This window comes from Comamonas sp. Y33R10-2 (genome assembly GCF_019355935.1).
Taxonomy (GTDB): domain Bacteria; phylum Pseudomonadota; class Gammaproteobacteria; order Burkholderiales; family Burkholderiaceae_C; genus Comamonas.
Genome location: NZ_CP079925.1, coordinates 3,630,050 through 3,655,067, shown reverse-complemented (window position 1 = coordinate 3,655,067; position 25,018 = coordinate 3,630,050). Strand labels below are relative to the sequence as shown.

Annotated in this window: 19 protein-coding genes; 11 read left to right on the top strand and 8 right to left on the bottom strand. The window is 57.8% G+C overall.

Annotation, left to right across the window (positions count from 1 at the left end):
• Window positions 1-261 precede the first annotated feature (261 nt).
• Entirely contained in the window at window positions 262-723 is a 462-nt protein-coding gene (locus tag KUF54_RS16505) for a MarR family winged helix-turn-helix transcriptional regulator (RefSeq protein ID WP_219343854.1), read from the top strand.
• A gap of 104 nt (window positions 724-827) precedes the next feature.
• Here the strand turns inward: KUF54_RS16505 and KUF54_RS16500 are convergent, their stop codons facing one another.
• The 4 genes from KUF54_RS16500 to KUF54_RS16485 all read right to left on the bottom strand — a co-directional run bounded on the left by KUF54_RS16500 (window position 828) and on the right by KUF54_RS16485 (window position 7,141).
• Window positions 828-2,144 carry an MFS transporter gene (locus KUF54_RS16500; RefSeq protein WP_219343852.1) on the bottom strand — a complete coding sequence of 439 codons (1,317 nt, stop codon included), beginning with the start codon at window positions 2,142-2,144 and terminating at the stop codon, window positions 828-830.
• A 309-nt stretch (window positions 2,145-2,453) separates the two neighbouring features.
• Window positions 2,454-5,336 (bottom strand): cytochrome c, encoded by a 2,883-nt coding sequence (locus KUF54_RS16495; RefSeq protein ID WP_255576179.1) that lies wholly within the window; start codon window positions 5,334-5,336, stop codon window positions 2,454-2,456.
• Entirely contained in the window at window positions 5,336-5,887 is a 552-nt protein-coding gene (locus tag KUF54_RS16490) for a (2Fe-2S)-binding protein (protein WP_219343850.1), read from the bottom strand. The genes KUF54_RS16495 and KUF54_RS16490 overlap by 1 nt, the downstream gene beginning before the upstream one ends.
• A 96-nt stretch (window positions 5,888-5,983) precedes the next feature.
• A complete protein-coding gene (locus KUF54_RS16485) occupies window positions 5,984-7,141 on the bottom strand; it encodes an FAD-dependent monooxygenase (protein WP_219343848.1) in 1,158 nt (385 codons plus the stop codon).
• Window positions 7,142-7,416: 275 nt separating this feature from the next.
• On the opposite strand from KUF54_RS16485, the gene KUF54_RS16480 reads away from it, so the two are divergent.
• From KUF54_RS16480 to KUF54_RS16460, 5 genes are all read left to right on the top strand, one after another.
• Window positions 7,417-8,187, top strand: coding sequence for an Asp/Glu racemase (locus tag KUF54_RS16480; protein ID WP_304518281.1), 771 nt, complete (start codon window positions 7,417-7,419; stop codon window positions 8,185-8,187).
• Between the two features lie 18 nt (window positions 8,188-8,205).
• Window positions 8,206-9,045, top strand: coding sequence for an alpha/beta fold hydrolase (locus KUF54_RS16475; protein ID WP_219343846.1), 840 nt, complete (start codon window positions 8,206-8,208; stop codon window positions 9,043-9,045).
• A 30-nt stretch (window positions 9,046-9,075) separates the two neighbouring features.
• Complete coding sequence (locus KUF54_RS16470) at window positions 9,076-10,149, top strand: 2,5-dihydroxypyridine 5,6-dioxygenase (RefSeq protein ID WP_219343843.1); 1,074 nt, start codon at window positions 9,076-9,078, stop codon at window positions 10,147-10,149.
• A gap of 36 nt (window positions 10,150-10,185) precedes the next feature.
• Window positions 10,186-10,839 carry an N-carbamoylsarcosine amidohydrolase gene (locus KUF54_RS16465; RefSeq protein ID WP_219343842.1) on the top strand — a complete coding sequence of 218 codons (654 nt, stop codon included), beginning with the start codon at window positions 10,186-10,188 and terminating at the stop codon, window positions 10,837-10,839.
• Window positions 10,840-10,969: 130 nt separating this feature from the next.
• Entirely contained in the window at window positions 10,970-13,279 is a 2,310-nt protein-coding gene (locus tag KUF54_RS16460) for a molybdopterin cofactor-binding domain-containing protein (protein WP_219343840.1), read from the top strand.
• A gap of 2 nt (window positions 13,280-13,281) precedes the next feature.
• Here KUF54_RS16460 and KUF54_RS16455 read toward each other — a convergent pair whose 3' ends face one another.
• The 4 genes from KUF54_RS16455 to apbC all read right to left on the bottom strand — a co-directional run bounded on the left by KUF54_RS16455 (window position 13,282) and on the right by apbC (window position 18,113).
• Window positions 13,282-13,560 carry a hypothetical protein gene (locus KUF54_RS16455; RefSeq protein WP_255576177.1) on the bottom strand — a complete coding sequence of 93 codons (279 nt, stop codon included), beginning with the start codon at window positions 13,558-13,560 and terminating at the stop codon, window positions 13,282-13,284.
• A gap of 1 nt (window position 13,561) precedes the next feature.
• The gene (locus tag KUF54_RS16450) at window positions 13,562-15,862 is read right to left on the bottom strand and encodes an FdhF/YdeP family oxidoreductase (protein WP_219343838.1); all 2,301 of its coding nucleotides are present in this window, start codon (window positions 15,860-15,862) and stop codon (window positions 13,562-13,564) included.
• Between the two features lie 155 nt (window positions 15,863-16,017).
• Window positions 16,018-16,962 carry a LysR substrate-binding domain-containing protein gene (locus KUF54_RS16445; RefSeq protein WP_219343836.1) on the bottom strand — a complete coding sequence of 315 codons (945 nt, stop codon included), beginning with the start codon at window positions 16,960-16,962 and terminating at the stop codon, window positions 16,018-16,020.
• 59 nt (window positions 16,963-17,021) lie between these two features.
• Window positions 17,022-18,113: an iron-sulfur cluster carrier protein ApbC gene (apbC, locus tag KUF54_RS16440; protein WP_219343834.1), complete on the bottom strand. Its 1,092-nt coding sequence runs from the start codon at window positions 18,111-18,113 to the stop codon at window positions 17,022-17,024.
• A gap of 175 nt (window positions 18,114-18,288) precedes the next feature.
• On the opposite strand from apbC, the gene KUF54_RS16435 reads away from it, so the two are divergent.
• The 5 genes from KUF54_RS16435 (at window position 18,289) to KUF54_RS16415 (ending at window position 24,833) form a co-directional block, all read left to right on the top strand.
• Complete coding sequence (locus tag KUF54_RS16435; protein ID WP_219346444.1) at window positions 18,289-18,858, top strand: restriction endonuclease; 570 nt, start codon at window positions 18,289-18,291, stop codon at window positions 18,856-18,858.
• A gap of 96 nt (window positions 18,859-18,954) precedes the next feature.
• A complete protein-coding gene (locus KUF54_RS16430) occupies window positions 18,955-20,244 on the top strand; it encodes a patatin-like phospholipase family protein (protein ID WP_219343830.1) in 1,290 nt (429 codons plus the stop codon).
• Window positions 20,245-20,335: 91 nt separating this feature from the next.
• A complete protein-coding gene (locus KUF54_RS16425; RefSeq protein WP_219343828.1) occupies window positions 20,336-22,081 on the top strand; it encodes a sensor domain-containing diguanylate cyclase in 1,746 nt (581 codons plus the stop codon).
• 239 nt (window positions 22,082-22,320) lie between these two features.
• Window positions 22,321-24,468, top strand: a complete 2,148-nt coding sequence (metG, locus tag KUF54_RS16420; RefSeq protein WP_219343826.1) for a methionine--tRNA ligase — start codon at window positions 22,321-22,323, stop codon at window positions 24,466-24,468.
• Window positions 24,468-24,833 carry a hypothetical protein gene (locus KUF54_RS16415; RefSeq protein ID WP_255576175.1) on the top strand — a complete coding sequence of 122 codons (366 nt, stop codon included), beginning with the start codon at window positions 24,468-24,470 and terminating at the stop codon, window positions 24,831-24,833. Before metG ends, KUF54_RS16415 begins: the two co-directional genes overlap by 1 nt.
• Window positions 24,834-25,018 lie beyond the last annotated feature (185 nt).

Genomic DNA, 25,018 nt, shown 5'->3' with positions numbered 1-25,018 from the left:
CGCAATACCGAACAAGGCCGGTCATCGGTTTTGAAAAAAGGATGCGGCCAATATAACCGCGACAAGTGAGCGATTTTTTAACGCGCATGCACCTTGGCGTGCCTTATTTAAGCCTGCTGTGCTTGACGGAAGAAAATTTTAAAAATAAAGCGCAAACACTTATTTACTAAGTTATGTTTATATGTAAAAACAATGCATTTTTAAATAATTAAAGATATATCACTCTATTCAATAGAGACCCCACATCTTTTTCGCGCCACCATGAGTCAAGAAGCCAACCACGCATCCCCACAAGAAAACTATCAAGTTTCCGCACAAATCGGGCATTTGCTGCGACGCGCTTATCAGCGGCATTCATCGTTTTTTCAACAGTCAATTCCTAACGCACAGCTCACCACGGCGCAGTTCGTGGTGCTGTGCACCGTTCGCGAGCACAGCGGCAGCTCTTTGGCCGAAATCGTCAAAGCGGCGGTCATCGATCAAGCCACCATTCGCGGGGTCGTTGATCGTCTCAAACAACGCGATCTTCTGAATGTGGATCTTGACGCCAACGACAAGCGCAAAGTGGTTCTCACGCTGACGCCTAAGGGGCTGGAGCTGATCAAAGTAGTCGAGCCCATTGCCATGCAAATCACAGAGAGTACTTATGGAAAACTCAACCCTGCCGAGCGATTTGCGCTGGATTTTTTGCTCAAAAAAATGCTCGATGACCCTCAGGATTAAATCTTGGAGCGAACTCTTAAAGTGGATACAAAAAATGCCTGCTGGCACAAGGCCAGCAGGCATTTATTAGAAGCTTTTAAAAGCCGCTCACTCGGCTTACTCAATTAATCCAGAACGCGGTCGCGAGACTCCACATCCACCGCAGCAATCGCGATGGCGCCGCCCACCAGCATGGCTGCCAGCATCGCCAAAGCCAGCGTGAAGTGCGTGCTCATCACAGGTGCAATGATGGCCGGCGCAAACAGACCACCAAAGCGAGCCACAGCACCCGACATGCCCATGCCGCTGGCACGCAGCTCCGTAGGATAGACCTCAGGCGTGAAGGCATACAAAGCGCCCCAAGTACCCAGCAAAGCAAAGCTCATCAGAAGCGTAGAGCCCACCACCAATGCGGGCGATGTACCCAAGCTATACAACATGCAACCCACAGCGCTCAGCAGCAAGAAGCCAATCAGCGTTGGCTTGCGGCCCCAGCGCTCCACACCGTAGGCGGACAGAGCAAAACCGGGCAGCTGCACCAGCGCCAAAATCACCAAGAACACCTGACCACGCATAAACGCAAAGCCTTCGGTGCCCAGCTTCACAGGCAGGTAAACAAACACGCCGTAGTAGGCAATCGAGATCAAGCCCCAAGCGGCAAACAAGGCGATGCTGCGGCGGCGCAGTTCAGCATTGAACAGGGCAAAAACGGATTTGCGCTCTTGCTTTTCAGGCTGCAATTCAGGGATCTGCACCTTGGCACCGTTCACATCCGCCACGCGCTGAAGCACTGCGCGAGCCTCTTTGGACTTGCCGTTGCGGTTGAGGAACATCGGCGACTCAGGAATGTAGAAACGCAGAGCCACACCAATCAAAGCAGGAACGCCGGTCACGAAGAAAATCAGGCGCCAAGCATCTTCACCCCAGCTCACGGCGATCAGTGCCAGCACAGCCAAGAAAATGGTACCAATGGCCCAGAACGACTCCAGCCACACCAACCAGCGACCACGGCGCTTGCTAGGCAAGAACTCGGCCATCATGGTGTAGTCCACAGGCAGTGTTCCGCCCACACCGATACCGGTCAAAAAGCGCAGTACCAGCAGCCACGTCAAATCAGGTGCAAACGCTGATGCAACACCCGCACAAGCATCAATCACCACCGCCACCAGCAGCACTGGACGGCGACCAATACGGTCAGCCAGACGACCGAAGGCAAAGGCCCCCAGCAGCATACCGATAAAGAAGAACGTACCGGTTTGCAAAGCTTCAGGCACAGTGATGCCAAAGCTCTTGGCAATTGATGGCGCGCTAAAGCCGATGGACAGCACCTGCATCGCATCTGCGAGCCATACCAAGCCAAAAATTACAAAAAGCCGGTACTGAAATTTCCCTACGCCTGCAGTTTGCAGACCTTGTTCTACTGAGATAAGTCCAGATGACATGAAGTCCATCCCTTTGAGTCGTTGAAAATCCAGTGAGCGGGCCCACGCCCATTCTCGCCACTCGCTCCGGTAGCTATCTCTAGCTACCTCCCTCTTCACTTTTGAAACCAGTCTCTTTTTCAGCCCTCAAGCTGAGATAAGTGCCTGCGTTCAAAGATCTATTTCTGTCGAGTAGCTATCTGGTTAAAAGTAGAGTTTCAGCACGCAATTCTCATACCAGCTTGCCACCCATTCAGATGGAATTTCAGGCTCTGTTCACAAAGCCTTTTTTAGCAGCAACAACAAGGTTGCCGCAACTGCGCTGCACGTTTAATGCAAAGGCGTGCGCAGTTGTTCAATCAGTGGTTTGCTGTCTGGCCAAGCCTTCTCCTCTGGGGCAAATCGCCCACGCAAATACCCCAGCAGATCATCGATTTGCTGATTGTCAAAACTGTCTTTGAAACCCGGCATATGACCGAGTGCGTCATTGGCGGGCTCTTGAATTCCGTGCAGCACCACCTGAATCAGGTTTTGCGGCGTGCTGGCATACAAGCTAGTGTTTTTGCTCAGGTCAGGCTTGACACCAAACAGCGTGGGACCGGCACCTGCTTCATGACACACCGCACACGCGTTTTGGTACATGCGCTCGCCATTGCGCAGGCTTTGGTCTTTCACAGGTGCTGCTGCGGCAGGCGCTGCATTGACCGTTAAAGCGGCATCCACCTGCTTTGGCTGACCGGGCAAGTCCAGCAAATACGTGGCAATGCTCTGCACATCACTTTGAGGCAACTGCGCCAAGCCATGAATGACAGGCGCCATAGGGCCTGCGGCAACGCCGTGATTGGCCGAATAACCTGTGCGCATATAGCGAACCAGATCGTCTTTGCTCCACGGGCTCGGGCCGCTGCCTAGTTTGTTGATCGCAGGTGCAGTCCAGCCTTCCGCCTCACCACCTGCCAAGTAGTTTTGAATACCGCTTTTTTCTGCACCCAAGGCATTGCGCGGGGTATGGCATGCCGAGCAGTGGCCAGCACCATTGACCAAATACGAGCCGCGATTCCATTCAACGCTTTTGCTGCGATCAGCCTCAAAGGGCTTGGCATCGTGAAACAACAAATTCCAACCTGCCAGTGAGCTGCGAACACTGTAGGGAAAGACCAGCTCGGTCTTTGGCGCTTCTGCCTTCACTGCCGGCTGAGACATGAGGTAGCCATACAAAGCCTGCATATCACCCTCGTTCATCTTGGCAAACGCAGTGTAGGGAAACGCAGGGTAGAGCTGACGCCCATCTTGATGCACACCATGGCGCATAGCGCGCTCAAACGCGGCGTATGACCAGCGGCCAATGCCAGTCTCGTTATCCGGCGTGATGTTGGTGGTGAAGATGGTGCCGAACGGCGTGGGCAAGCCCAGACCGCCCACATTTTCTTTACCGCCGGGGGCGGTGTGGCAGACAATGCAGTCACCCGCAGCAGCCACCAGTCGCCCGCGCTCCAGAGCCTGTGCAGAGTACAAACTGACATCGGCTCCATCGGTCAAAGGCAAAGCAGGTTTGAACGGCCAAGCCATAGCCGCCATGCCCACCACGGCAGCGGCTCCTGCACCCAGCCAGCCTAAACGCTTGGCTGCCAACGCTTTGCTCGGCTTAGGCTCCAAGCTCAAAGCCAAACGCAGCGCTTGTGGATCTAGCGGCACTGTGCGCAGTCGCACACCCGTGGCTTGCTGCACCGCATTGGCAATGGCAGCAGCAGCAGGCAGCGTGGTGACGCCTTCATCTGCCAAACGGCCATGCGCCACCACATCGCCCGGCGAGGCTTTGAGCACATCAGTGCCCACCTTTTGCCCCACTATGCTGGCCAACGCATTGGACTGAGAATTGTCTGCGCGCCAGTCCTCTGCAGCAAAGCCATCCAGCAATAGCTTTTGCGCGCCTTCGAGCATCTGCGGCGCATTCTGGCTGCTGATGACTTGCATGCTTGCCTGCTGGGCAACTTGCAGGCTTTGCACATCATGGCCTGCCACCACTCGAGTGACCGAAATATCACCGGTGCTGACATTCACTGCCACGTCAGCCACCCAAGCGCTCCAAACCGTTTGGGGTTCGCCCTTGGCATCCAGGCACTCCACTTGAGAGCTCGCAAAACCTCGACCCGATAGATAACCGGGTATCTGCACCGCGTCATCATTGGGATCTTTGAGCAAGCCACCCGACTGCTCCAACACAGCCAATGCAAGGTCGCGGCCTCGCCCCTTTGGCATCTGCTCTAGTCGCGCCTCGATAGGGTGCTGCCCTTGCTGCACTGCTATTTGCGCCAGTTCACTTTCATGGGCAAACACCTGCGCGGCATTGAGATCATGAACACTGGCTACCGACAGGCTGCTGTTGATAAGCGCACGCCCCACACTGCCAGCTTCTTGAACGCTAGCGCCAGCAACGGCTTCAATCAGACTCTTTTGAGTCAGCAAGCGCGCCCGGCTAGGCCGCTGCGACCAAGGCGCATCTGATGCCCACACAATGGGGGAAGCAATACCTGCTCCAGCAGCACCAGCATCGGCCACCTTCAGAGTCAAGACTTGATCATCACCGGCATGTTCAGTGCACTGCACTGACACCGGGCGCTGCACATGTTTGGATAGCAGTGCCGCATCCGCAGCGGCATCGAGCAAATCCATCTCGCGCGCTACGGGTGCGCTTGATGCATCCTCAAAAATATCCAACGACTGCAGCGGCATGGCCAATAGGCTTGCCAGCTCCGCTTGCAGCGCTTGCTTGAAATCCGGCGTAACTGGCGCAATCCACACGCTGGCTCGATCATTGAGAACCCAGACGATGGCCTTGTCATTGGCATTGGCCTTCGCTGAAGCGATGCGCCATGTATACGCATTCGTCTCAAGCGGTGGACTCGGCGCTCGCTTTGCGGCCAAAGAATCTGGGCGTGACCATTGCAAAGCCAAGCGTTCGCTGGCTTGACTGGCGTGCACTGGCGTCATCGCCACCACGCCAACAAAATGATCTTGCTGAACGAGCGCCACCACGCCGGGCATGCGGCGGACTTCCTCGCCATTCACCGCGCAAAGCTCACGGCCTTCATAGCGCAGGCCGCTCCAACTCATCTGAGACGGGTGCAGGACTTTGCCATGCAACATATCCGAAGGCAGATCACGGCCGGTCGCAACATCAAGGCGGGGCATGCGCGCAGCAATATCACTCATCACAACCCCTTTGCTTGTTGAGCGCGCTGGCGCAGTTGCACAGCCATTAATGCCGCCTGCATGATTTCGACATGGGTTCCGCAGCGGCAAAGGTTGTAGTGCAGTTCGCTGCGAATTTCTTCTTCTGACGGATTGGGGTTGCGGCGCAGCAAGGCCTCTACCGTCATGATCATTCCGTTCAGGCAGTAGCCGCATTGCGCTGCCTGACACTGGATAAAAGCTTGCTGGGTCGGGCCCGGCTGCTCAAAACTACCAAGGCCTTCAAGCGTAGTTACTTCACGGCCCACTGCGACACGCAGAGGTACCACGCAAGAGCGAGCCGCCACGCTATCGACCAAAACCGTGCAGGCACCGCACTCACCCAAACCGCAGCCATATTTGGGGCCGTTGAGTTCAAGATCGTTGCGCAGCACATGCAGCAAGGCCGTGCGCGGCGATGCCTGAACCTCACACCTTTTCCCGTTCACATATAACGGGATGCAAGGCGCTTGCTGCTCGCTATCCGATCGTATTTGCGCTGCGTCAGTCAACTGATACCCACTCTCACACATTCAATTCACTCCCTGCTAATCACAGGGCTAAGTGTGGCAAAGGCTTGAGGACCTTTGCCACAGCTATGGCCAATAAATTGGCCTAAAGCGGCTTATTTAAGCGGCTTTCTTGTCCTGAATATTCTTCAGCGGGTCTGTAAAGACGTCATAGCCAAAGCACCACGAAGGATCTTCATTCGTGCGCAGCCATGTGTTGTCGTGCGAGATTTTTTGCACCTTGCCAGCACGCTCTGCACGATTGGCTTCATACAGCGAGAACGCCAGCTCATGGTTGCTCGCGCCCACTTCTTTCAGGCAGCGAACCAGCATGGCGCCATCTTCAATCGCCATTGCCGCGCCTTGGGCCATATGGGGCTTCATGGGGTGGCAAGCATCGCCCAGCAGCACCAGGCGGCCACGGCTCCACAGCGGCAGAGGATCACGCTCGAGCAGCGACCACTTAGTCACTTCAACGGTGGCATCAATCAGTGCCTGAACCGTGGGGTGCCAGCCGCTGAAGGTCTCTTGCATCTCTTGCTTGCTGCTCTCCAGCCAGCGGTCCTTCAGGTCCCAATGCTCAACAGGAACGCCGGTCACGTAGTACAGCTCATCGGCCTTGCCGGTGACGAAGTAAGTCATCATGTGACGGTCTTCGCTCCACCACTTCACGCAAGCGTCAAAGGGCAGCATGCCGGCTTTGACTTCAGGAGTCGGGAACACGGCGCGGTGTGCCAGATAGCCTGCGTACTTGGGCAGCTCTGGCCCAAGCAGTTCTTCGCGAATGCGAGAGTTCACGCCGTCAGCGCCGATCACGATGTCCGCTTCTTCGGTGGTGCCGTCAGAGAAATGCAGTACCACCACGTTGCCGCGGTCTTCCACACGCTCCATGTGCTTGCCAAAAGACACCACGCCATCAGGCAAAGCATCCATCAGCAAAGCATGGAAGTCACCACGGTGCACAGTCAAATAGGCTGCGCCGTAGTTCTTGACCGCATAGTCGCCCAGAGGAATCTGGGCCATCACATCACCGGTCTGCCAGTGGCGGCTGTACCAGTATTCAGGGTGCGAGCCCTGTGCACTCAGCGCATCTTCAATGCCAATACGGCGCAAGACTTTCATCACGTTGGGCCCAACGTGAATACCAGCCCCCTGCCTAGAAAATCTGGGCGCCTGCTCAAATACACGGACGTTGAAACCCTCTTTCAACAGCAGCGCAGCAGTCGATGCGCCACCCAGGCCTGCGCCAATCACAGCAATTCGGGGGGATTTGGACAAAACGATTCTCCTAACAGCGAATAGACATGGTGGGCAAAGCCTCACCGCTTAATCACTATCAGCATGAAGCGTGCCAACTTTCCACAAACTTAAAGCGTATACGCTCTATTTGTTTTTTATCAAAAATCACCAAATCAGTGAATAGACTATAAATAATCGCACCATACTGGTGCCCTTATGCACTAATAATGAACTTTTTATATAAAATTAGAGCGCATAACATGGCACTTTAATTGCTTAATAGAAGCGTACACACTTCATTAAGCGATTGAGAAATGACTAAGACATACCGTATCGGCCAGATCGTTCCCAGCTCCAACACCACGATGGAGACTGAAGTTCCGGCCATGCTGAACGCCCACTCCACACTGCGCCCCAACGACCGCTTCACCTTTCACTCCAGCCGCATGCGCATGAAGAAGGTCGTCAAGGAAGAGCTGGCCGCCATGGATGCTGAAAGCGACCGCTGCGCGCTAGAACTGAGCGATGCGCGCGTAGATGTTCTGGGCTATGCCTGCTTGGTCGCCATCATGGCCATGGGTCACGGCTATCACCGTGAATCGCAAAAGCGCCTGACCGAGCGCACTGTGGACAACGGCGCAACTGCTCCCGTCATTACCAGTGCTGGCGCTTTGGTAGAGGCACTCAAAGTGATGAAGGCCAAAAAAATCGCCTTGGTTGCGCCTTACATGATTCCTTTGACCAAACTGGTCATGGACTACATCGCCGCTGAAGGCTTCGAGATCGTTGACTGGCGCGCTCTAGAAATCCCAGACAACCTGGACGTGGGCCGTCACGACCCCGCCAAGCTGCCCGGCATCGTGGCCAGCATGAACTATGCAGATGCAGACGTCATCGTTTTGTCTGCCTGCGTGCAAATGCCATCTCTTCCTGCCGTCTCTGAGGTCGAGGCAATGACTGGCAAGCCCGTGCTGACGGCCGCCATCGCCACCACCTACTCCATCCTCACAGAGCTAGGTCTTGATCCTGTGGTGCCCGGCGCCGGCGCATTGCTGTCTGGTGCATACGCACCCGAAAAGCTGTAAGCACAAGAGGAGCATTCAATGACACAAGCTTCTCAGTCTTGCTTTCAATATGGCGCTCAAATTCACGCCAATGGCATCCGTCAGCACTATCTGCGCTATGGCGGCAGCGATGGCACGCGCGCGCAGCGCTCCGCCGTCATCCTGATCCCCGGCATCACCAGCCCAGCGGTGACATGGGGCTTTGTGGCCGAACACCTTGGCCAGCAGTTCGACACCTACGTGCTTGATGTGCGCGGGCGCGGACTTTCCTCCTCAGGCCCCGGACTGGACTACGGCCTGAACGCACAAGCGGCCGATGTCGTGGAGTTTGCCCAAGCCCTAGGACTGCAAAACTACGCACTGGTCGGCCACTCCATGGGCGGTCGCATTGCCATTCGCGCAGCCAGCAGCCAGCCTGCAGGTCTGAGCAAGCTGGTGATTGTGGACCCTCCCGTTTCCGGCCCCGAGCGCCGCGCTTACCCTGCGGCTTTGCCTTGGTATGTGGACTCGATTCGCCAAGCCAATGAAGGCATGGATGCACAAGACATGCTCAAGTTCTGCCCCAGCTGGACGCTGGAGCAACGCCAGCTGCGCGCGCAATGGCTGCACACCTGCTATGAGAGCGCCATTGTGCAAAGCTTTGAAGACTTTGGAGCCGACGACATCCACGCCAACCTGCCAAGCATCAAGCTGCCCATGCTGCTCATTACGGCTGAGCGCGGTGATGTGGTTCGCGACAGTGATGTCGCTGAATGGCAGCAACTGGCCCCACAAACTCTGCACACCAGAGTTGCCAATGCAGGTCACATGATCCCTTGGGATAACGAAGCCGGCTTTTACGCCGCGTTTGGTGATTTCCTGGGCGCCCCAGTGCGCTAACCACTCCACCGAGAACGACAGGAAAGCAGCATGTCCGTCAGTGATATCGACCTTGTGAACGCCTGGAAACAGGTACTGAGCCTCTCCAAAATGCAGCCCGGACAGACGGTAACGATTCTGACCGGTGCAGACACGCACCCACAAACACTGCGCTGCGCCATCACCGCCGCCAGCGATATGGGTGCGCGCCTCAATCGATTGGATCTTCCGCCCGTCAATGCCGAGAAATCGCTGAGCCGGGACTCTCTGGCCTACCTTGGCGTCACGCCGCTGACCGGCAATAACGCCGCCATCGCCGCCCTCAAGGAAAGCGATCTGGTGCTGGACTTGATGACCTTGTTGTTCTCCCCCGAGCAGCACGACATCTTGAAGACCGGCACCAAAATTTTGCTGGCCATTGAGCCCCCGGAAGTGCTGTGTCGCCTCGTGCCCACCGAAGCCGATCGCCTGCGGGTACAAGCCGCGGCAAAGCGCATTTCAGCCGCCAAGCAAATGCGCATTACCTCGGCTGCTGGCACCGATTTGCTATGCCAGCTCGGCGAGTTCCCCGCCATCAGCGAATACGGTTTTGTCGATGAGCCCGGCCGCTGGGACCACTGGCCCAGCGGCTTTGTGCTGACCTGGCCTAACGAAGGTCAAAGCCAAGGTCGCATCATTTTGGACAGAGGCGACATTCTCTTGCCCATGAAAGACTATGTGAGCGAGCCCATTGAGTTGCTGGTCAAAGACGGCTTTGTCACCAGCATTCAAGGCGGCCTGCAGGCCGATTTGCTCAAGGAGTACATGGCATCGTATGAAGACCCGCAAGCCTATGCCGTCTCGCATATCGGCTGGGGTCTGCAGCCACGGGCGCACTGGTCCATGCTGGCTCACTACAACAAGGAAACCCATATTGGCATGGATGCGCGCGCCTTTGAGGGCAACTTCCTGTGGTCCATGGGCCCCAACAACGAAGCGGGAGGCAGCCGCACCACGGCGTGTCACATCGACATCCCCATGCGCAACTGCTCCGTCGCCATTGACGCGGAATACACCGTGATTGACGGCGTGGTGCAAGACGATTTCGGCCTTGCACAAGCGAGTCGCCGCAAGAAATTCTTGTGAGCTCCGATTTTTGAGCCCCTATTTTTGAGCACCCCCATGCAAACCATTCCCAGTGAGAATATTTCGGGCGACATCTCCGCCTATGCACGTCAGGGCTTTGGCACACCACTGCCCCTGAAAGCCCCGTTTGGCCTGCTCATCATCGACTTCGTGAACGGCTTTGCAGACCCTGCCGTGTTCGGCGGTGGCAATATCCCCCAAGCCATTGAGCAAACCCAGTACCTGCTGGCGCACGCCCGCGCCCAAGGCTGGCCGGTGGCGCACAGCCGCATTGTGTTTTCAGACGACGATGCAGACAGCAACATCTTCTGCCTCAAAGTGCCCGGCATGCTCACCCTCAAAGAGGACAGCCCCGCCAGCGCCATCGTCGATGAACTCGCTCCTGCTGCTGGCGAATATGTGGTGCGCAAGAGCACGCCTTCGGCCTTCTTTGGCACCATGCTCGCCCCATGGCTGGCTCAGCGCGGCGTGCAGACTTTGCTGGTAGCTGGCTGCGTGACCAGCGGCTGCGTGCGCTCTAGCGTGGTCGATGCCATGCAGTCCGGCTTCAGACCTCTGGTCGTTTCTGACTGCTGCGGCGACCGCGCTATTGGCCCGCATGAAGCCAACCTGTTCGACATGGCGCAAAAATACGCTGCCGTCATGCCCATGGTGCAGGCCATTGCGCAGACCAGCGCACTTAGCCAGTAAGAGTTGAGGGCACGGCAAGCCTTGATAAGAGGCTTGCTCGTGCTGCCTAGCTCTGCACATCTGTACCTCTGCCTCAAATCAGCTTCAGCCCCTGCTGAAGACTCGCCCCGTTTTGCACCCGCCCGTATTCATGAATCTCCCTGACCCGCAAGCTCTGCACCAGCAGTTGCACTCACGTCCTGCAACCTTGCTCGTGGTTCGCCAGCCTGTGGCCCCACCTAAGCCCGCAGCAGGTCAACCCGGCAGTGCAACAGACTATGTGCAGTCGAATGCAGAGATTTTTGTGGCGATCTTGGCAGGCACGGGCAACGCCCCGAAAGCCAGCGCAGATGACTGGCAGATTCTGGCCTTCAACGGCCACGTGGACTTAGGCACCGGCATACGCACAGCGCTTACGCAAATCGTGGCTGAAGAGCTCAGCGTGGAGATACCGCAGGTGCACATGGTGCTCGGCCACACCAGTGCCGCGCCCAATCAAGGGCCTACGATTGCCAGCGCCAGCATTCAAATCTCCGCCATTCCACTGCGCCGCGCCGCCGCTCAGGCACGCGAGCATTTGCTGGCTCTAGCTGCCATACATTTTGACTGCCAAGTCCAATATCTAAGCACACGCCAAGGCAATATCTACCTCAAACGCCCTAACGATGAGCGGCAGATCAGCTTTGGGCAATTGCTGGCCCAGCAGCCCAACACACCACTCACGCTGGCAGCGCCAGACCAGGAAGTTAAGCTCAAGCCCAGTGAGGAATATCAAATCGTCGGTCGCAGCACCGCCCGCGTTGACATCCCCGCCAAGGCCACAGGGCAACTGAGCTTTGTGCACGATGTGCGCCTGCCCGGCATGCGCCACGGCCGTGTCATTCGCCCCCCTCACCCCGGGCGCGATGGTGGTGACTTCATCGGCCAATGCCTGCTGAATGTGGATCACTCATCGGTAGAGCACCTGGCCGGGCGCGTCCAAGTCGTGGTTCAGGGTGACTTCGTGGGCGTGGTCGCAGACCGCGAAGAGCAAGCCATTGAAGCCATGCGCACTCTTAAAGTGCAGTGGAAAAGTATTCCACCAGCGCCTGACCTTGGCGACCTTAGCAAAGCCATTCGCGCCAACCCCAGCAGCTTGCGCCCTTTGGTGGATCAGCCGGTCGCAAGCAGCGCCGGTGAGAGCATCGCCCTCAAGCGCAGCTATGTCTGGCCTTACCAGATGCACGCCTCCATTGGCCCATCTTGCGCAGTCGCCAGCTTTCAAAAAGGCCAACTCACCATCTGGGCCGGAACCCAAAACCCGCACATGCTGCGCACCGACCTCAACCGTTTGGTGCAGCTCGGCGAGGGAAACATTGAAATTGTGCGCATGGAAGCTGCAGGCTGCTACGGCCGCAATTGCGCTGACGATGTCTGCGCCGATGCAGCTCTTTTATCGATGGCCGTTGGCACCCCGGTGCGTGTGCAACTCACGCGAGAACAAGAAAATCAATGGGACCCCAAGGGCACAGCCCAGCTCATGGATGTGCAGGCCTGCATCGATGCACAAGGCAAGCTGCTGAACTACGATTTTGCAGTGAGCTACCCCTCCAACGACGCGCCCCTGATGGCCCTGCTGCTGACGGGCAAAGTCTCAGGTGTGCCGCGAACTCTGGAGATGGGCGACCGCACTGCCGTGCCGCCCTACCGCTACCCCAGCCAGCAAGTGCGCTGCCACGATATGGCGCCGCTGGTGCGCTCCTCGTGGATTCGCGGGGTATCTGCCATGCCCAACTCCTTTGCGCATGACTGCATGATTGATGAGCTAGCCCACGCCGCCCATGCAGACCCTGTGGCTTACCGCATTCAGAACTTAGACGACCAGCGCGCCATTGAGCTCATTCAAGCCACTGCCGATAAAGCCAGCTGGCTTGCGGGCGCAGCCGGCAGCCGAGGCACCCCCGCAGAAGACGGTCTGCTGCATGGCCGAGGCGTAGCCTACGCTCGCTATATTCACAGCCGCTTTCCCGGTTTTGGTGCAGCTTGGGCGGCATGGGTGATTGACATCAGCGTTCACCCAGAAACGGGCGTCATCACCGTCAAACGCATCGTTTTAGGGCAAGACACGGGAATGATGGTCAACCCCGCTGGCGTGCAGCACCAAATTCACGGCAACGTCATCCAGACCCTAAGCCGCAGCCTGATGGAGCAAGTCCAGTTCAACGCACAAGGCGCAGCCAGCCGTGAGTGGGGCAGCTACCCCATCATCGGCTTTCAGCAAATTCCGCCGATTGAGGTTTTGCTCATGGACAGGCAAAGCGAGCCGCCCTTGGGCGCCGGAGAATCGGCCTCCGTGCCCGGCCCTGCCGCACTGGCCAATGCCTTGTTTGACGCCACAGGCCAGCGCTTTTACGAAGTGCCCTTCACCCCAGACAAGGTGCTGCAGGCGCTTCATTCATCAAAGCTAAAAACACTAGTTTGATGCTAACTTTGCGCGGCCAGCCAGTGCTGCACCACGGCACGCCCGGCATCCGTCAGCCCAGCTCGCCAGTGCCCATCCACATGGTGGATATGTACCCAGCCCGGGCCGCGCACACCGCCCAGCTGTGCATCACCCAAAGCGCTTAGCTCGCGCATCAGCACGCTGGCGCTTTGCCCCAGATGCTTGCCCAGACGCGGCAATGAAACCGCCTCTGAGCTAGCGCCCTGCAACTGGGCCAGCGTCATCAGCAAGCGCGCAGCGAATGGCACATCGTCAAGCATGCTAGGCATCCGAATCTGGAGCCGTCGCCCGCTCCAAAATCACCGGAATCGATTTAGAAGTGGGCGTGCCCGCCCGCACCGCCACCGCTGTCAACGGCACCAAGGGGTTGGTCTCCGGGTAGTAAGCGGCCAAGTTGCCGCGGGGTGTGTCATAGGCAACGAGCTTGAAGCCATCCGCGCGGCGTTCTTGGCCGTCATCCCACACGGTTTGGATGTTGACCCAATCGCCATCCTGCATACCCAGTGCGCGAATATCTTCAGCATTCATGAACAACACGCGGCGCTGGCCGTAAACGCCGCGATAGCGGTCGTCCATGCCATAGATGGTGGTGTTGTACTGGTCATGCGAGCGCGTGGTTTGCAGGGTAAAAACCTGCTGCTCTGGCATCCGCTTTTGTGCGCGCTGCTGCGCTGTTTCTTTGGGCAGTGCATGGGCAAAGAATGCGGCCTTGCCTGTTGCCGTTAGCCAGTTTCTTTCACTGGCGGTATTGCGCAGGCGAAAGCCTCCTGGCACGGCAACGCGCTGGTTGAAATTGGCAAAGTCAGGAAAGACTTTTTCAATCTCATCGCGAATCAGCGCGTAGTCCTGCGCCAAGCTCAGCCAATCAATGTGGCTGCTTGCGCCCAAGGTGGCATGCGCCAGCCGCGCCACGATGGCGGGCTCAGACAGCAAATGCGGCGACGCTGGTGGGTTAATGCCCATGGAGAGATGCACCATGCTCATCGAATCTTCCACCGTCACGCCCTGCGGCTGGCCGCCTTGCATATCAATCTCGGTGCGGCCCAGACAAGGCAAGATCAGCGCCTGCTTGCCATGCACAACATGGCTGCGGTTGAGCTTGGTAGTGACATGCACGGTCAAATCACAGCGCTGCAGCGCCTTCCACGTTTCATAGGTATCTGGCGTCGCCGCTGCAAAGTTGCCGCCCAAGGCAAAAAACACCTTGCCTTGGCCTGCGCGCATTTGCTTAATCGCCTCGACCGCATCCACCCCATAGTCGCGCGGCGGCTCAAAGCCATACACATCCCGAATGCGATCGAGCAAGGCCGCTGGCGGCTTTTCCCAAATGCCCATGGTGCGGTCACCCTGCACATTGCTGTGCCCGCGCACCGGGCAAGGCCCAGCCCCCGGGCGGCCAATATGGCCGCGCAGCAGCAGCAAGTTGTTAATCATCTGAATGGTGGCCACCGAATGCTCGTGCTGGGTAATGCCCATGCCCCAGCAGGCAATCACGCTGTTCGCGCCCAAGTAAATATCGGCCGCTGCCCGCATCTGCGCCTGCGTCAGGCCAGAGGCTTCTTGCAGCGCCTGCCAACTCTCAGACTGCACGCTGGCTTGCAGCTCGCTCAGGCCAACGCAGTGCTCGGCAATAAACGCGTGGTCCAGCACATTGCCGCGCTCAGCTTCTTGCTCCAGCACATGTTTAACCATGCCACTGAGCGCAGCCAAATCGCCGCCTATGCGCAGCTGAAAGTAATGCGTGCTGATGGGCGAGGAGCCCAACGTTGCCATCTCCAGCTTGTCCTGCGGGTCCGCAAAGCGCTCCAGACCACGCTCGCGCAGCGGGTTAAAGCTGACAATACGAGCACCGCGTTTGTGCGCCGCACGCAGCTCCGCCAGCATGCGCGGATGGTTGGTGCCGGGGTTTTGGCCAAAGATGAAGATGGCATCCGCCTTTTCAAAATCGACCAGTTCCACCGTCCCCTTGCCCACACCCAGCTGCTCTCGCATGGCGGTGCCGCTAGGCTCATGGCACATGTTGGAGCAATCGGGGAAATTGTTGGTGCCGTACGCACGCACAAACAATTGGTACAAAAACGCGGCCTCGTTACTGGCGCGGCCTGATGTGTAGAAAATCGCCTGATTCGGATCCGGCAGCGCCTTCAGGTGCTTGGCGATGATGGCAAACGCATCGTCCCAGCCAATCGGACGGTAACGGTCACTGGCCGCGTCATACACCATAGGCTCGATCAGGCGGCCTTGGTCTTCCAGCCAATAGTCACTTTGCGCCGCCAGCTCGCTGACTGTGTATTGGGCAAACAGCTCAGGGCCTGCGCGGCGAGCGGTGGCTTCAGCCGCTACCGCTTTGACGCCATTTTCACAAAACTCAAATGTGGATGCATGGTTGCGGTCAGGCCATGCGCAGCCCGGGCAGTCAAAACCATCGGGCTGATTGGCCGAGAGCAGCGTTTTCGCGCCCTTGAGCGGAATATCCTGGTGCAGCAACGTGTTCTTGACACTGTTAAGCGCACCCCAGCCACCCGCGGGGCCTTTGTAGAAGGCAATTTTTTGTTCGTTCATCGCAAGCTCTCCGCCATCTGCGCGATGGCCTTAGTCTTGCATTTCAATCGCAGCCAGGGTCTGCGTCAAATCACTTAAGGCAATGCCATCATTCAATATAAAAATGAGAGCAATCAGTCCTTATATTGATTGCACATAAAGCCTTTTAATAGCTATTAATGCACCAGCGCACCGGCATGCAACTGGCATTGCGCACGCCAAGCAGCATCCCCCATCAGTGCCAGCGCAGCTTGCAGGACGGGCATCGCGGCCTGTTCTTGCTGATAGATAAAGGCCACTTCACTGCTCACCACAGGCTCAACCAAGGCCATTGCCTGCAAGCCCGGCGTGGCTTGAGCCGTTGCTAGCACCGCGCCGGGCACAATGCTGCTCATGCCGGCATCAACCACCGCCTGCAGCAAGGCTTGCACAGAATTGGTCTCCATTGCTACGCGCAGCGGCAGGCCTAGGGATTGAAAAGTGCGCTCCACCAATTGGCGGTTGTGCATCTCAGGGGTCAGCAAGCAAAGATTGCTCTGCTCCACCTTGGCCCATGGCAAAGCATCGCCCCACTGCAAAGCAGCCTCGGCCGCAGGCGCATTGGCCACGCGACTCAACCAGTAATACTGCTCTTGGTATTGCGCTTGGCACTGGGTGCGCGCATTGCGAATACGGTCGCTGTAACCCAGCGCCACATCCAAACTTAAATCCTCAAGCCCACGCTCTAACTCGGGGGAACTCATAGCTTGCAGCACCGGCACCACGCCCGGGTGCTGGCTGCGCAGCAGCGCGGCAAATCGCACCAGCATGGGCATGGCGGTGGGCACAGCCGCCATGCGCAAGCGCCCTTGCAAGCAGCCTGCTTGGGCGGACAAGGTTTGCCGCAGATGCGCCTCTTTTTGCAGCATCTCTTGCCCGGTTTGCAGCACTTGCAAGCCTTCAGCGGTCAGGCCGGCATAAACCCGGCCGCGCTGCACAATCATCACGCCAAACTCAGCCTCTAGCGCACGCAGCGCGTTAGAGAGCGCTGGCTGCGTGATGTGGCAAGCCTGAGCGGCACGGCCAAAGTGGCGGTGCTCGTCCAGCGACACCAAGTAACGCATGGCAGCGAGCAAGTTCATGGCGGGTGGTGCAACGAGCCGTACCGATCACAGCAGGCTCATCAAGATCAGGGCTTAGGTCAGGTCTTGCTGCTGACAGTGATGGTTGGGAACTTGCTGGAGAAGTCCTTGGCCTTCAAAGCCACTTTTACTGCCAGATCGCGGGCGACCTTTTTGTACAGCAGTGCGGCTTCGCTCTCAGGTTCAGCCACCACCGTGGGCGTTCCGCTATCGGCTTGCAGACGAATTTGCAGCGACAAGGGCAATGCGCCCAGATAGTCGATGTTCTGCTCGCCAGCCATCTTCTTGCCGCCATCTGCGCCAAAAATATGCTCAATGTGGCCGCAGTTGGTGCAGACGTGAGCGGCCATGTTTTCGACCAAGCCGAGAATGGGCACACCCACCTTCTCAAACATCTGAATGCCCTTTTTGGCATCGATCAGCGCGATGTCTTGCGGCGTGGTCACAACCACGGCACCGGTCATAGGCACCTTTTGCGCCAGCGTCAGCTGGATGTCGCCCGTGCCGGGTGGCATGTCGATCAGCAAATAGTCCAGATTGTCCCAATTGGTTTGGCGCAGCATTTGCTCCAGCGCTTGCGTGGCCATAGGGCCGCGCCAGATCATGGCTTGGTCGTTGTTGACCAGCAAACCAATCGACATGACTTGCACGCCGTGGTTTTGCAGCGGGTCCATGGTCTTGCCGTCTTGGCTTGGCGGCTTGCCGGACACGCCCATCATCATGGGCTGGCTGGGGCCGTAAATATCGGCATCCAAAATGCCTACGCGGGCACCTTCGGCAGCCAGCGCCAGCGCCAGATTGGCTGTGGTCGTGCTCTTGCCCACGCCGCCCTTGCCGGACGAGATAGCAATAATATTCTTCACACCGGGTAGCAGTTGCACACCGCGCTGAACGGCGTGCGATGCCACCTTGGTGGTGATGTTGACCGAGACATTGCCCACGCCATCAACCGCCTTGGCTGCAGCGATGAATGCACTGCGCAAGCCGGCATGCAGACTCTTGGCTGGGTAGCCCATTTCCACATCAAACGAGACGTCGTCACCAGTGATCTGCAGATTGCGCAGAGCACGGGCGCTCACAAAGTCCTTGCCTGTGTGCGGATCGAGCACGCCGGCGAATGCGCTCAGCAGCGCTTGTTCGGTAACAGCCATGGGATTCAGTCTTCTAGAAGTTTCTTTAATGGCGACTAGTCTAGCGAAGCAGGCCAACCTTAGTGCATGCCAGCCATCTCTAGGATTACTGGGCTGAGATTTCCCACATGCACTTGCACACAAGAGACAATGCAGGCCTTGCCAAGAATTTAAGAGACCGCCCGTGAAATTGAAGATGGCCGAAAACTCCCTGTTTGCAGTCCTGATGCGCTCGCGCTGGTGGATTAGCTTTGCGATCTGCGCCGCAGTCGTTGCCGCATCGCTGGCCATATTCCCCAAGGACATCTCGCCCTTTGCTGCTTTAGGTGCCTTTCCGTTTTTCGTCGTGGGCTGTATTGCTTTTTACAGGCAAATGCGCGCCCCCAACCCCGCTCAGCTTGACGAAATCCAGCAAGTCATGGCTGCGCAAAGCTGGCCCGACTTCAGCGCCCAGCTGCAAACAAGCTGGCAAGCTGAAGGCTATGAAGTCCAGCGCCTAAACCAGCCCGGCGCCGACCTGCTGCTGAGCCGCAACGGCCAAACCAGCGTTGTGAGCGCCCGCCGCTGGAAGGCTGCAACCCACGGCGTGGAGCCGCTGCGCGAGCTGCAAGCCGCCCAAGCCAAGCATGAAGCTGACTTGGCCATTTATGTGGCGCTGCAGCCGCTGGGCGATAAAGCCGCCAGCTGCGCCAAAGAGCATCAAACCGTGGTGCTAGACGGCAAAGCCATCGCCACCTTGATCGCCAAGAGCCTTAAAAAGAGCTAATGCTGGCTTAAATTCACCCTCCCAAACTCTGCCTCTCACGCCAACTTAGCAGATACCCAGCTACCGCCTGCGTCCCGCCGCGGGCACACTGCAGGCATGGCGGCAGAGCAGTTTTCACCCACCTTCCCCCCCAGTCTTGCCGATGTAGATCGGCAAAACGCTATGGGCCCAGCTTCCAGCATCGGGCCGATTGGCCTATTGCTAAGTGGCGGCGGGGCCCGCGCTGCCTATCAGGTAGGCGTGCTCCAAGCCATTGCCAGCCTGCGGCGCGAGCAAGGCCAGCAGCATGGGCCAAACCCCTTTCCCATCCTTGCGGGCACCTCGGCTGGCGCTATCAATGTTGCAGCATTAGCCTGCAACGCTGACTCTTTTGATACGGCCGTGCGGCGCATGACCCATGTTTGGGGTCATATGCACACCGAGCAGATCTACAAAGCCGACTCCCTGAGCATGCTGCGCAGCGGCGCGCACTGGCTGACTTTGCTGTCTCTTGGCTGGGCACTGGCCCGCTGGAAGCACATGCGCCCCCACTCCCTGCTGGACAACAGCCCCCTGCAAGCGCTGATGAACAGCGATCTCATGCGCTTTGAGCGCATTCCCCAGCTAATCCAAAGCGGCCACCTGCACGCTCTGGCCATCACCGCATCGAGCTACAGCAGCGGCCAGCACATCACCTTTTTTCAGACGCGCGAGGCCATCAGCCCTTGGGTTCGTGACCAGCGCATGGCTGAGCAAACAGAACTCACTGCTGATCACCTTTTGGCGTCATCGGCTCTGCCCTTCATCTTCCCGGCCATGGCGCTGACCATTGATGAGCACCTTGAATACTTTGGCGATGGCTCCATGCGCCAAACCGCGCCTTTGTCCCCCGTCATTCATTTAGGTGCCAGCAAGATACTAGTGGTGGGCGCTGGCCGGCGGCATGAGCCCCCGAGCAGCGGGCCGCAAGGCGATACCAACTACCCCACGCTGGCACAGGTGGCAGGCCACGCGCTGTCGAGCATCTTTTTAGATACGCTGGCCGTAGATATTGAACGCGCCGAGCGCATCAACCACACGCTCAGCCTGATCTCGCCTGCCGAGCGCATTCACAGCCGGCTGCGCCCTGTTGAAGTGCTGGCCATCACCCCCAGCGAGCGCATTGACGAGATTGCCAGCCGCCACATCGACAAGCTGCCCCGACCTGTACGAACACTGTTGGCCACCTTGGGCGTGCGTGCCGCAGCCGCCAACGCCACCCACGCAGCCGAGGGCAGTGAACGCGATGGCGCATTAGCCAGCTACTTGCTGTTTGAACAAGGCTATACCCGTGAATTAATGGCTCTGGGTCGCAAAGATGCGCTGGCTCGCAGTGCAGACTTGACCCGCTTCTTTGGCTGGCAATGACGCCTAGGCCAATCCAAATGAAACATGGAGTCGACGAATGATGTGTGAGACACTTTGTTTCAATTTAATCACTCGTCCCCTTTGCTAACCAGTGACTAAACCCACTTCATCTATTCGCGGCTCCACATCGCTCAAGCTCTCACTCATCTTGCCTTTTGTGGCGCTTATTGCGCTGCTGACATCGGCGCTGGGTATGCTTTGGTATTGGACAGGTAGCAACACAGTCTCCGCCCTGTCCGAGCAGGTGATGGAAGAAAAGGTCGAGCGCATCGCCCTCATCGTGGACCGGCATTTGTACAGTTCAAGCGCCGTGCTTGAGGCCGCTTTTCCCAGCGGTCAGCCAGTTGATGACGACATCAGCTCACATACTCAGTCTCTGATCTCGCGCCTATGGGTGGCCACTTCGCTACACACCCAGCCCAATGACTATGTGTATTACGGCAACGTAGCCGGTCAAAGCATTGCCCTCAAGCGCCTGCAGCCACAGCTAGGGCAGCTAAGACTTAAAACGCAGGCCGGCGATCACCGCAGCTATTACAAGCTCACAGGTATTAACGCCGAACCTGTCATCGAATACACCGAGAACACACTTTTTGATCCACGCCAGCGCCCTTGGTTCAAGCTGGCCGCACAGACCGAAGGCTCCATCTGGACGCCGGTTTACATCGACTTCAGCGCGCAAGATCTGGTGCTGACCCGCGCCCAGCGCATTCTCTCGCCCCAAGGCCAACTTCAAGGCGTGGTGGCAACCGACATCTCACTCAAAGCCCTCAACAGCTTTATCGCCAAACTCCACCTCAGCGAACATGGCCGCGCCTTCATCATCGAAGCGGATGGCTCCCTGATTGCCGCGACCGGCATGGCAAACATCCTTTTGCAGCCCGACGGCAAGATGGAAAGAATGAGCGCGGCGAACAGCCAAGACCCGTTGATTCAGGCTGTTTACGAAAAAATTCAGGGTGTCTTTCACGCAAGCATCCCCGACGACAGCCCTCACACAGGGGTGCTTGAAGACGCCGTTCACAACAAAATACGCATCGCCTACCGCCGCCTGAGCAATGGTGCCGGTCAAGACTGGCTCGCCGTGATTGCTGTGCCGCATAAAGACATGTTGGCCGGCGTCTACCGCCACATGATGCTGGTGGGCGGGCTGGGGCTACTGGCGCTGATAGTGGCGGTCTTCATCGGCACGCGCATTTTTGGCGCCGTCGCCAACGATATGCGCTCGCTCACCCGCGCTGTGCGCCGCGTCGGTCAAGGTGAAATCGATACTCCGATTGAAGTGCAGCGCCGCGACGAGATTGGCGAGCTGGCCCAAAACTTTCATCGCATGCGCCACAGCCTGTTCACCGACCCGCTGACAGGTGCCAGCAACCGCAGCGCGCTGCAGCATATTTTGAGCACGCTCACCCGCCCTCTACCCGGTCAAGCAACTGCCGCTCCGTTCACTTTGCTGTTTGTGGACTTGAACCGTTTCAAGCCGCTCAACGACCGCTGGGGCCACGACAACGGGGACTTGGCCTTGGCCGAAGTTACGCTGCGCATGCGCAACCTGCTGCGCCCTGACGATGTGGTGGCCCGCCTCGGCGGCGATGAATTCATCATCATCTTGCGCGGCGTTTTTGATGAAGAGCAAATTCAGGCCGTGCGCCTGAAGATTGACCTTGCGCTGCAGCAGCCCCTGATCACGCTGCAAGGCCTGCCCGAAGGCGAGCTAGTCACCGTAGGCGCATCCGTGGGTCAAGCCGTTTACCCGCGCGATGCACAAGACTCGCAAACCTTGCTCAAAATGGCGGATCAAGACATGTACCGCAACAAAGGGCCATCGGTACGCTGATGCACTGATACGCTTGTTGAAAGCTCGCGCTATCTAAATCAAAGCTACTAGCCCTTGATATTCATAGAGTTCAGATGGATTTCATACTGAAGTCTAATGAAATCAAGGACAAGCAACTATCAAAATCTAACTCTTCTTGATGCCAGCCCTTGGCATCAAGATCATCCGCAAACCCCATTTCCACAGCGTTGAGCCAAGCCCTTTTAGAATGGCAGGCTCTCTGTGAAAGCCGCTCCCTCATGACCGCACGCAAACTCTTCGTTACCACCGCCCTGCCGTACGCCAACGGCAATTTCCACATCGGCCACATCATGGAATACATCCAGGCCGACACCTGGGTGCGTGCACAGCGAATGCAGGGCAACGCGGTCAACTTCGTGGGCGCCGATGACGCCCACGGCGCGCCCATCATGATTGCCGCCGAAAAAGCCGGCAAGACGCCCCAGCAGTTCGTGGCCGACATTGCCGCCGGTCGCAAGCAGTACCTCGACGGCTTTCACGTCGCTTTCGACAACTGGAGCAACACCGACAGCCCGGAAAACCACGAGCTGTCCAAGCAAATCTATCTGGACCTGAAGGCCGCTGGCTTCATCGAAACCCGCACCATCGAGCAGTTTTTCGACCCCGAGAAGAACATGTTCCTGCCCGACCGTTTCATCAAGGGCGAATGCCCCCGCTGCCACGCCAAGGACCAGTACGGCGACAACTGCGAGTCTTGCGGTGCCGTGTATGCGCCCACCGACCTGATCAACCCGTTCTCGGCCCTGTCGGGTGCCAAGCCGGTGATGAAGACGTCTGAGCACTTCTTCTTCAAGCTGTCCGACCCACGTGCGGTCGAGTTCCTGACCGAGTGGACACAAAACGGCAAGCATGTGCAGCCTGAAGTGGCCGCCAAGATCAAGGAATGGTTTGGCGTGCGCACCAACCCCGATGGATCGACCAGCGAAGGTCTGGACGACTGGGACATCAGCCGCGACGCGCCTTATTTCGGTATCGAGATTCCCGATGCGCCGGGCAAGTACTTCTACGTCTGGCTGGATGCGCCTGTGGGCTATCTGGCTTCGCTCAAGGGCCTGCTGGTCCAGCGCGGCGAAGACTACGAAGCCTATATGGCCGACCCCGATTTGGAGCAGTACCACTTCATCGGCAAAGACATCATCACTTTCCACACACTGTTCTGGCCTGCGATGCTGAAGTTCAGCGGCCGCAAGACGCCCACCAAAATCTGCGTGCATGGCTTTTTGACCGTCAACAACGGCGAAAAGATGAGCAAGAGCCGCGGCACGGGTTTGGACCCACTGAAGTACTTGGCCCTCAAGATGAATCCCGAGTGGCTGCGTTATTACCTCGGCGCCAAGCTCAATGGCAAGAACGAAGACATCGACTTCACACCTGAAGACTTCATGCTGCGCGTGAACTCCGATCTGATCGGAAAATACGTCAACATCGCTAGCCGCGCCGCTGGCTTCATCAGCAAGCGCTTTGAAGGCAAGCTGGGCCAAGTCTCCGAAGACGGGCAGACATTGCTGGCCGCGCTGCGCGAGCAGCAAGCCTCCATCGTCGCCTCTTACGAAGCCCGCGACACCGCCCGTGCTGCGCGCGACATCATGACGCTGTGCGACAAGGTCAACAGCTATGTGGACGCCAACAAGCCCTGGGAGCTGGCCAAAAAAGAAGGTATGGACGCACGCCTGCACGATGTGTGCACGACCTGCATCGAAGCCTTCCGCATTCTGACCATCTACCTGTCGCCCATCCTGCCAAGCGTGGCTGCCGAAGTGGCGAACTTCCTCATCGTGCCGCCAGAAAGCTTTGCCGATGTGGTCAAGCCGCTGGGCAAAGGCCATCAAATTGGCGTGTACCAGCACCTGATGCAGCGCGTCGACCCCAAGCAGCTCGAGTCACTGTTTGAAGCCCCTGCAGGTCAAGCTGCTCCCGCAGCCGAGCCCGTCAAGGCTGAAAAGAAGGCGGCAAAAAAGGCCGAACCCGTGATCGACCCCAATGCCCCCGGTGGCGAACCACTGGCCGAAACCATTGGCATTGACGACTTCATGAAGATCGACCTGCGCATTGCCAAGATTTTGGAATGCAAGGCCGTTGAAGGCTCGACCAAGCTGCTGCAGCTGACACTGGATGTGGGCGAAAAGGACGAAGCCGGCCAGCCCAAGACCCGCAATGTGTTCAGCGGCATCAGCAGCATGTACCAGCCAGAGCAACTAGTGGGCAAGCTGACTGTGACCGTAGCCAATCTGGCCCCGCGCAAGATGAAGTTCGGCATTTCCGAAGGCATGGTGCTGGCAGCCAGCCACGCGGATGAGAAGGCCAACCCCGGCATTTACGTGCTGGAGCCCTTCCCCGGCGCCACTCCTGGCATGCGGATTCATTGATGCCACGCGCGTTCACCATGCAACGCGCGAACAAGCCCCTGAGACTGCTGGCCACAGGGGCTTTTTTGTGCATCACTCTCTCGGGCTGCGCTGTAGTGGCTGTCACCAGTACCGCCATCAGCGTGACGGCGGGCGCTGTGGGTTTGGCTGCGGATGCCGCCATTGGCACCGCAAAAATAGTGGGCAAGGGCGTTGGCAAAGCGGCCGATGCCTTGATGGATGACGACAAGCCGGACAACAGCGGCATCCATATTCAGTACCGCGATGCAGCTAACCCTACGGCAGCGGCGGCTGATGCGCCATTACCAACAACGGTAACAACCGAACCAATCGCGCCACCATCAGCAATTCAGCCCACGTATTAAAACAGGCTGTAGCCCAACAAAATCAACCGCATTCTGCTATCTATTCAATAGCAGAATGCGGTTTTTTTATGACTTCACAAGCCTCACATTCACAGATGCAAGCACAAGCGCTTGGCATAACTAAATAACCAATAACTTCCTGTTACAGCTGCGGGCTATTGCACGATGCATCGCTACATGCTTTC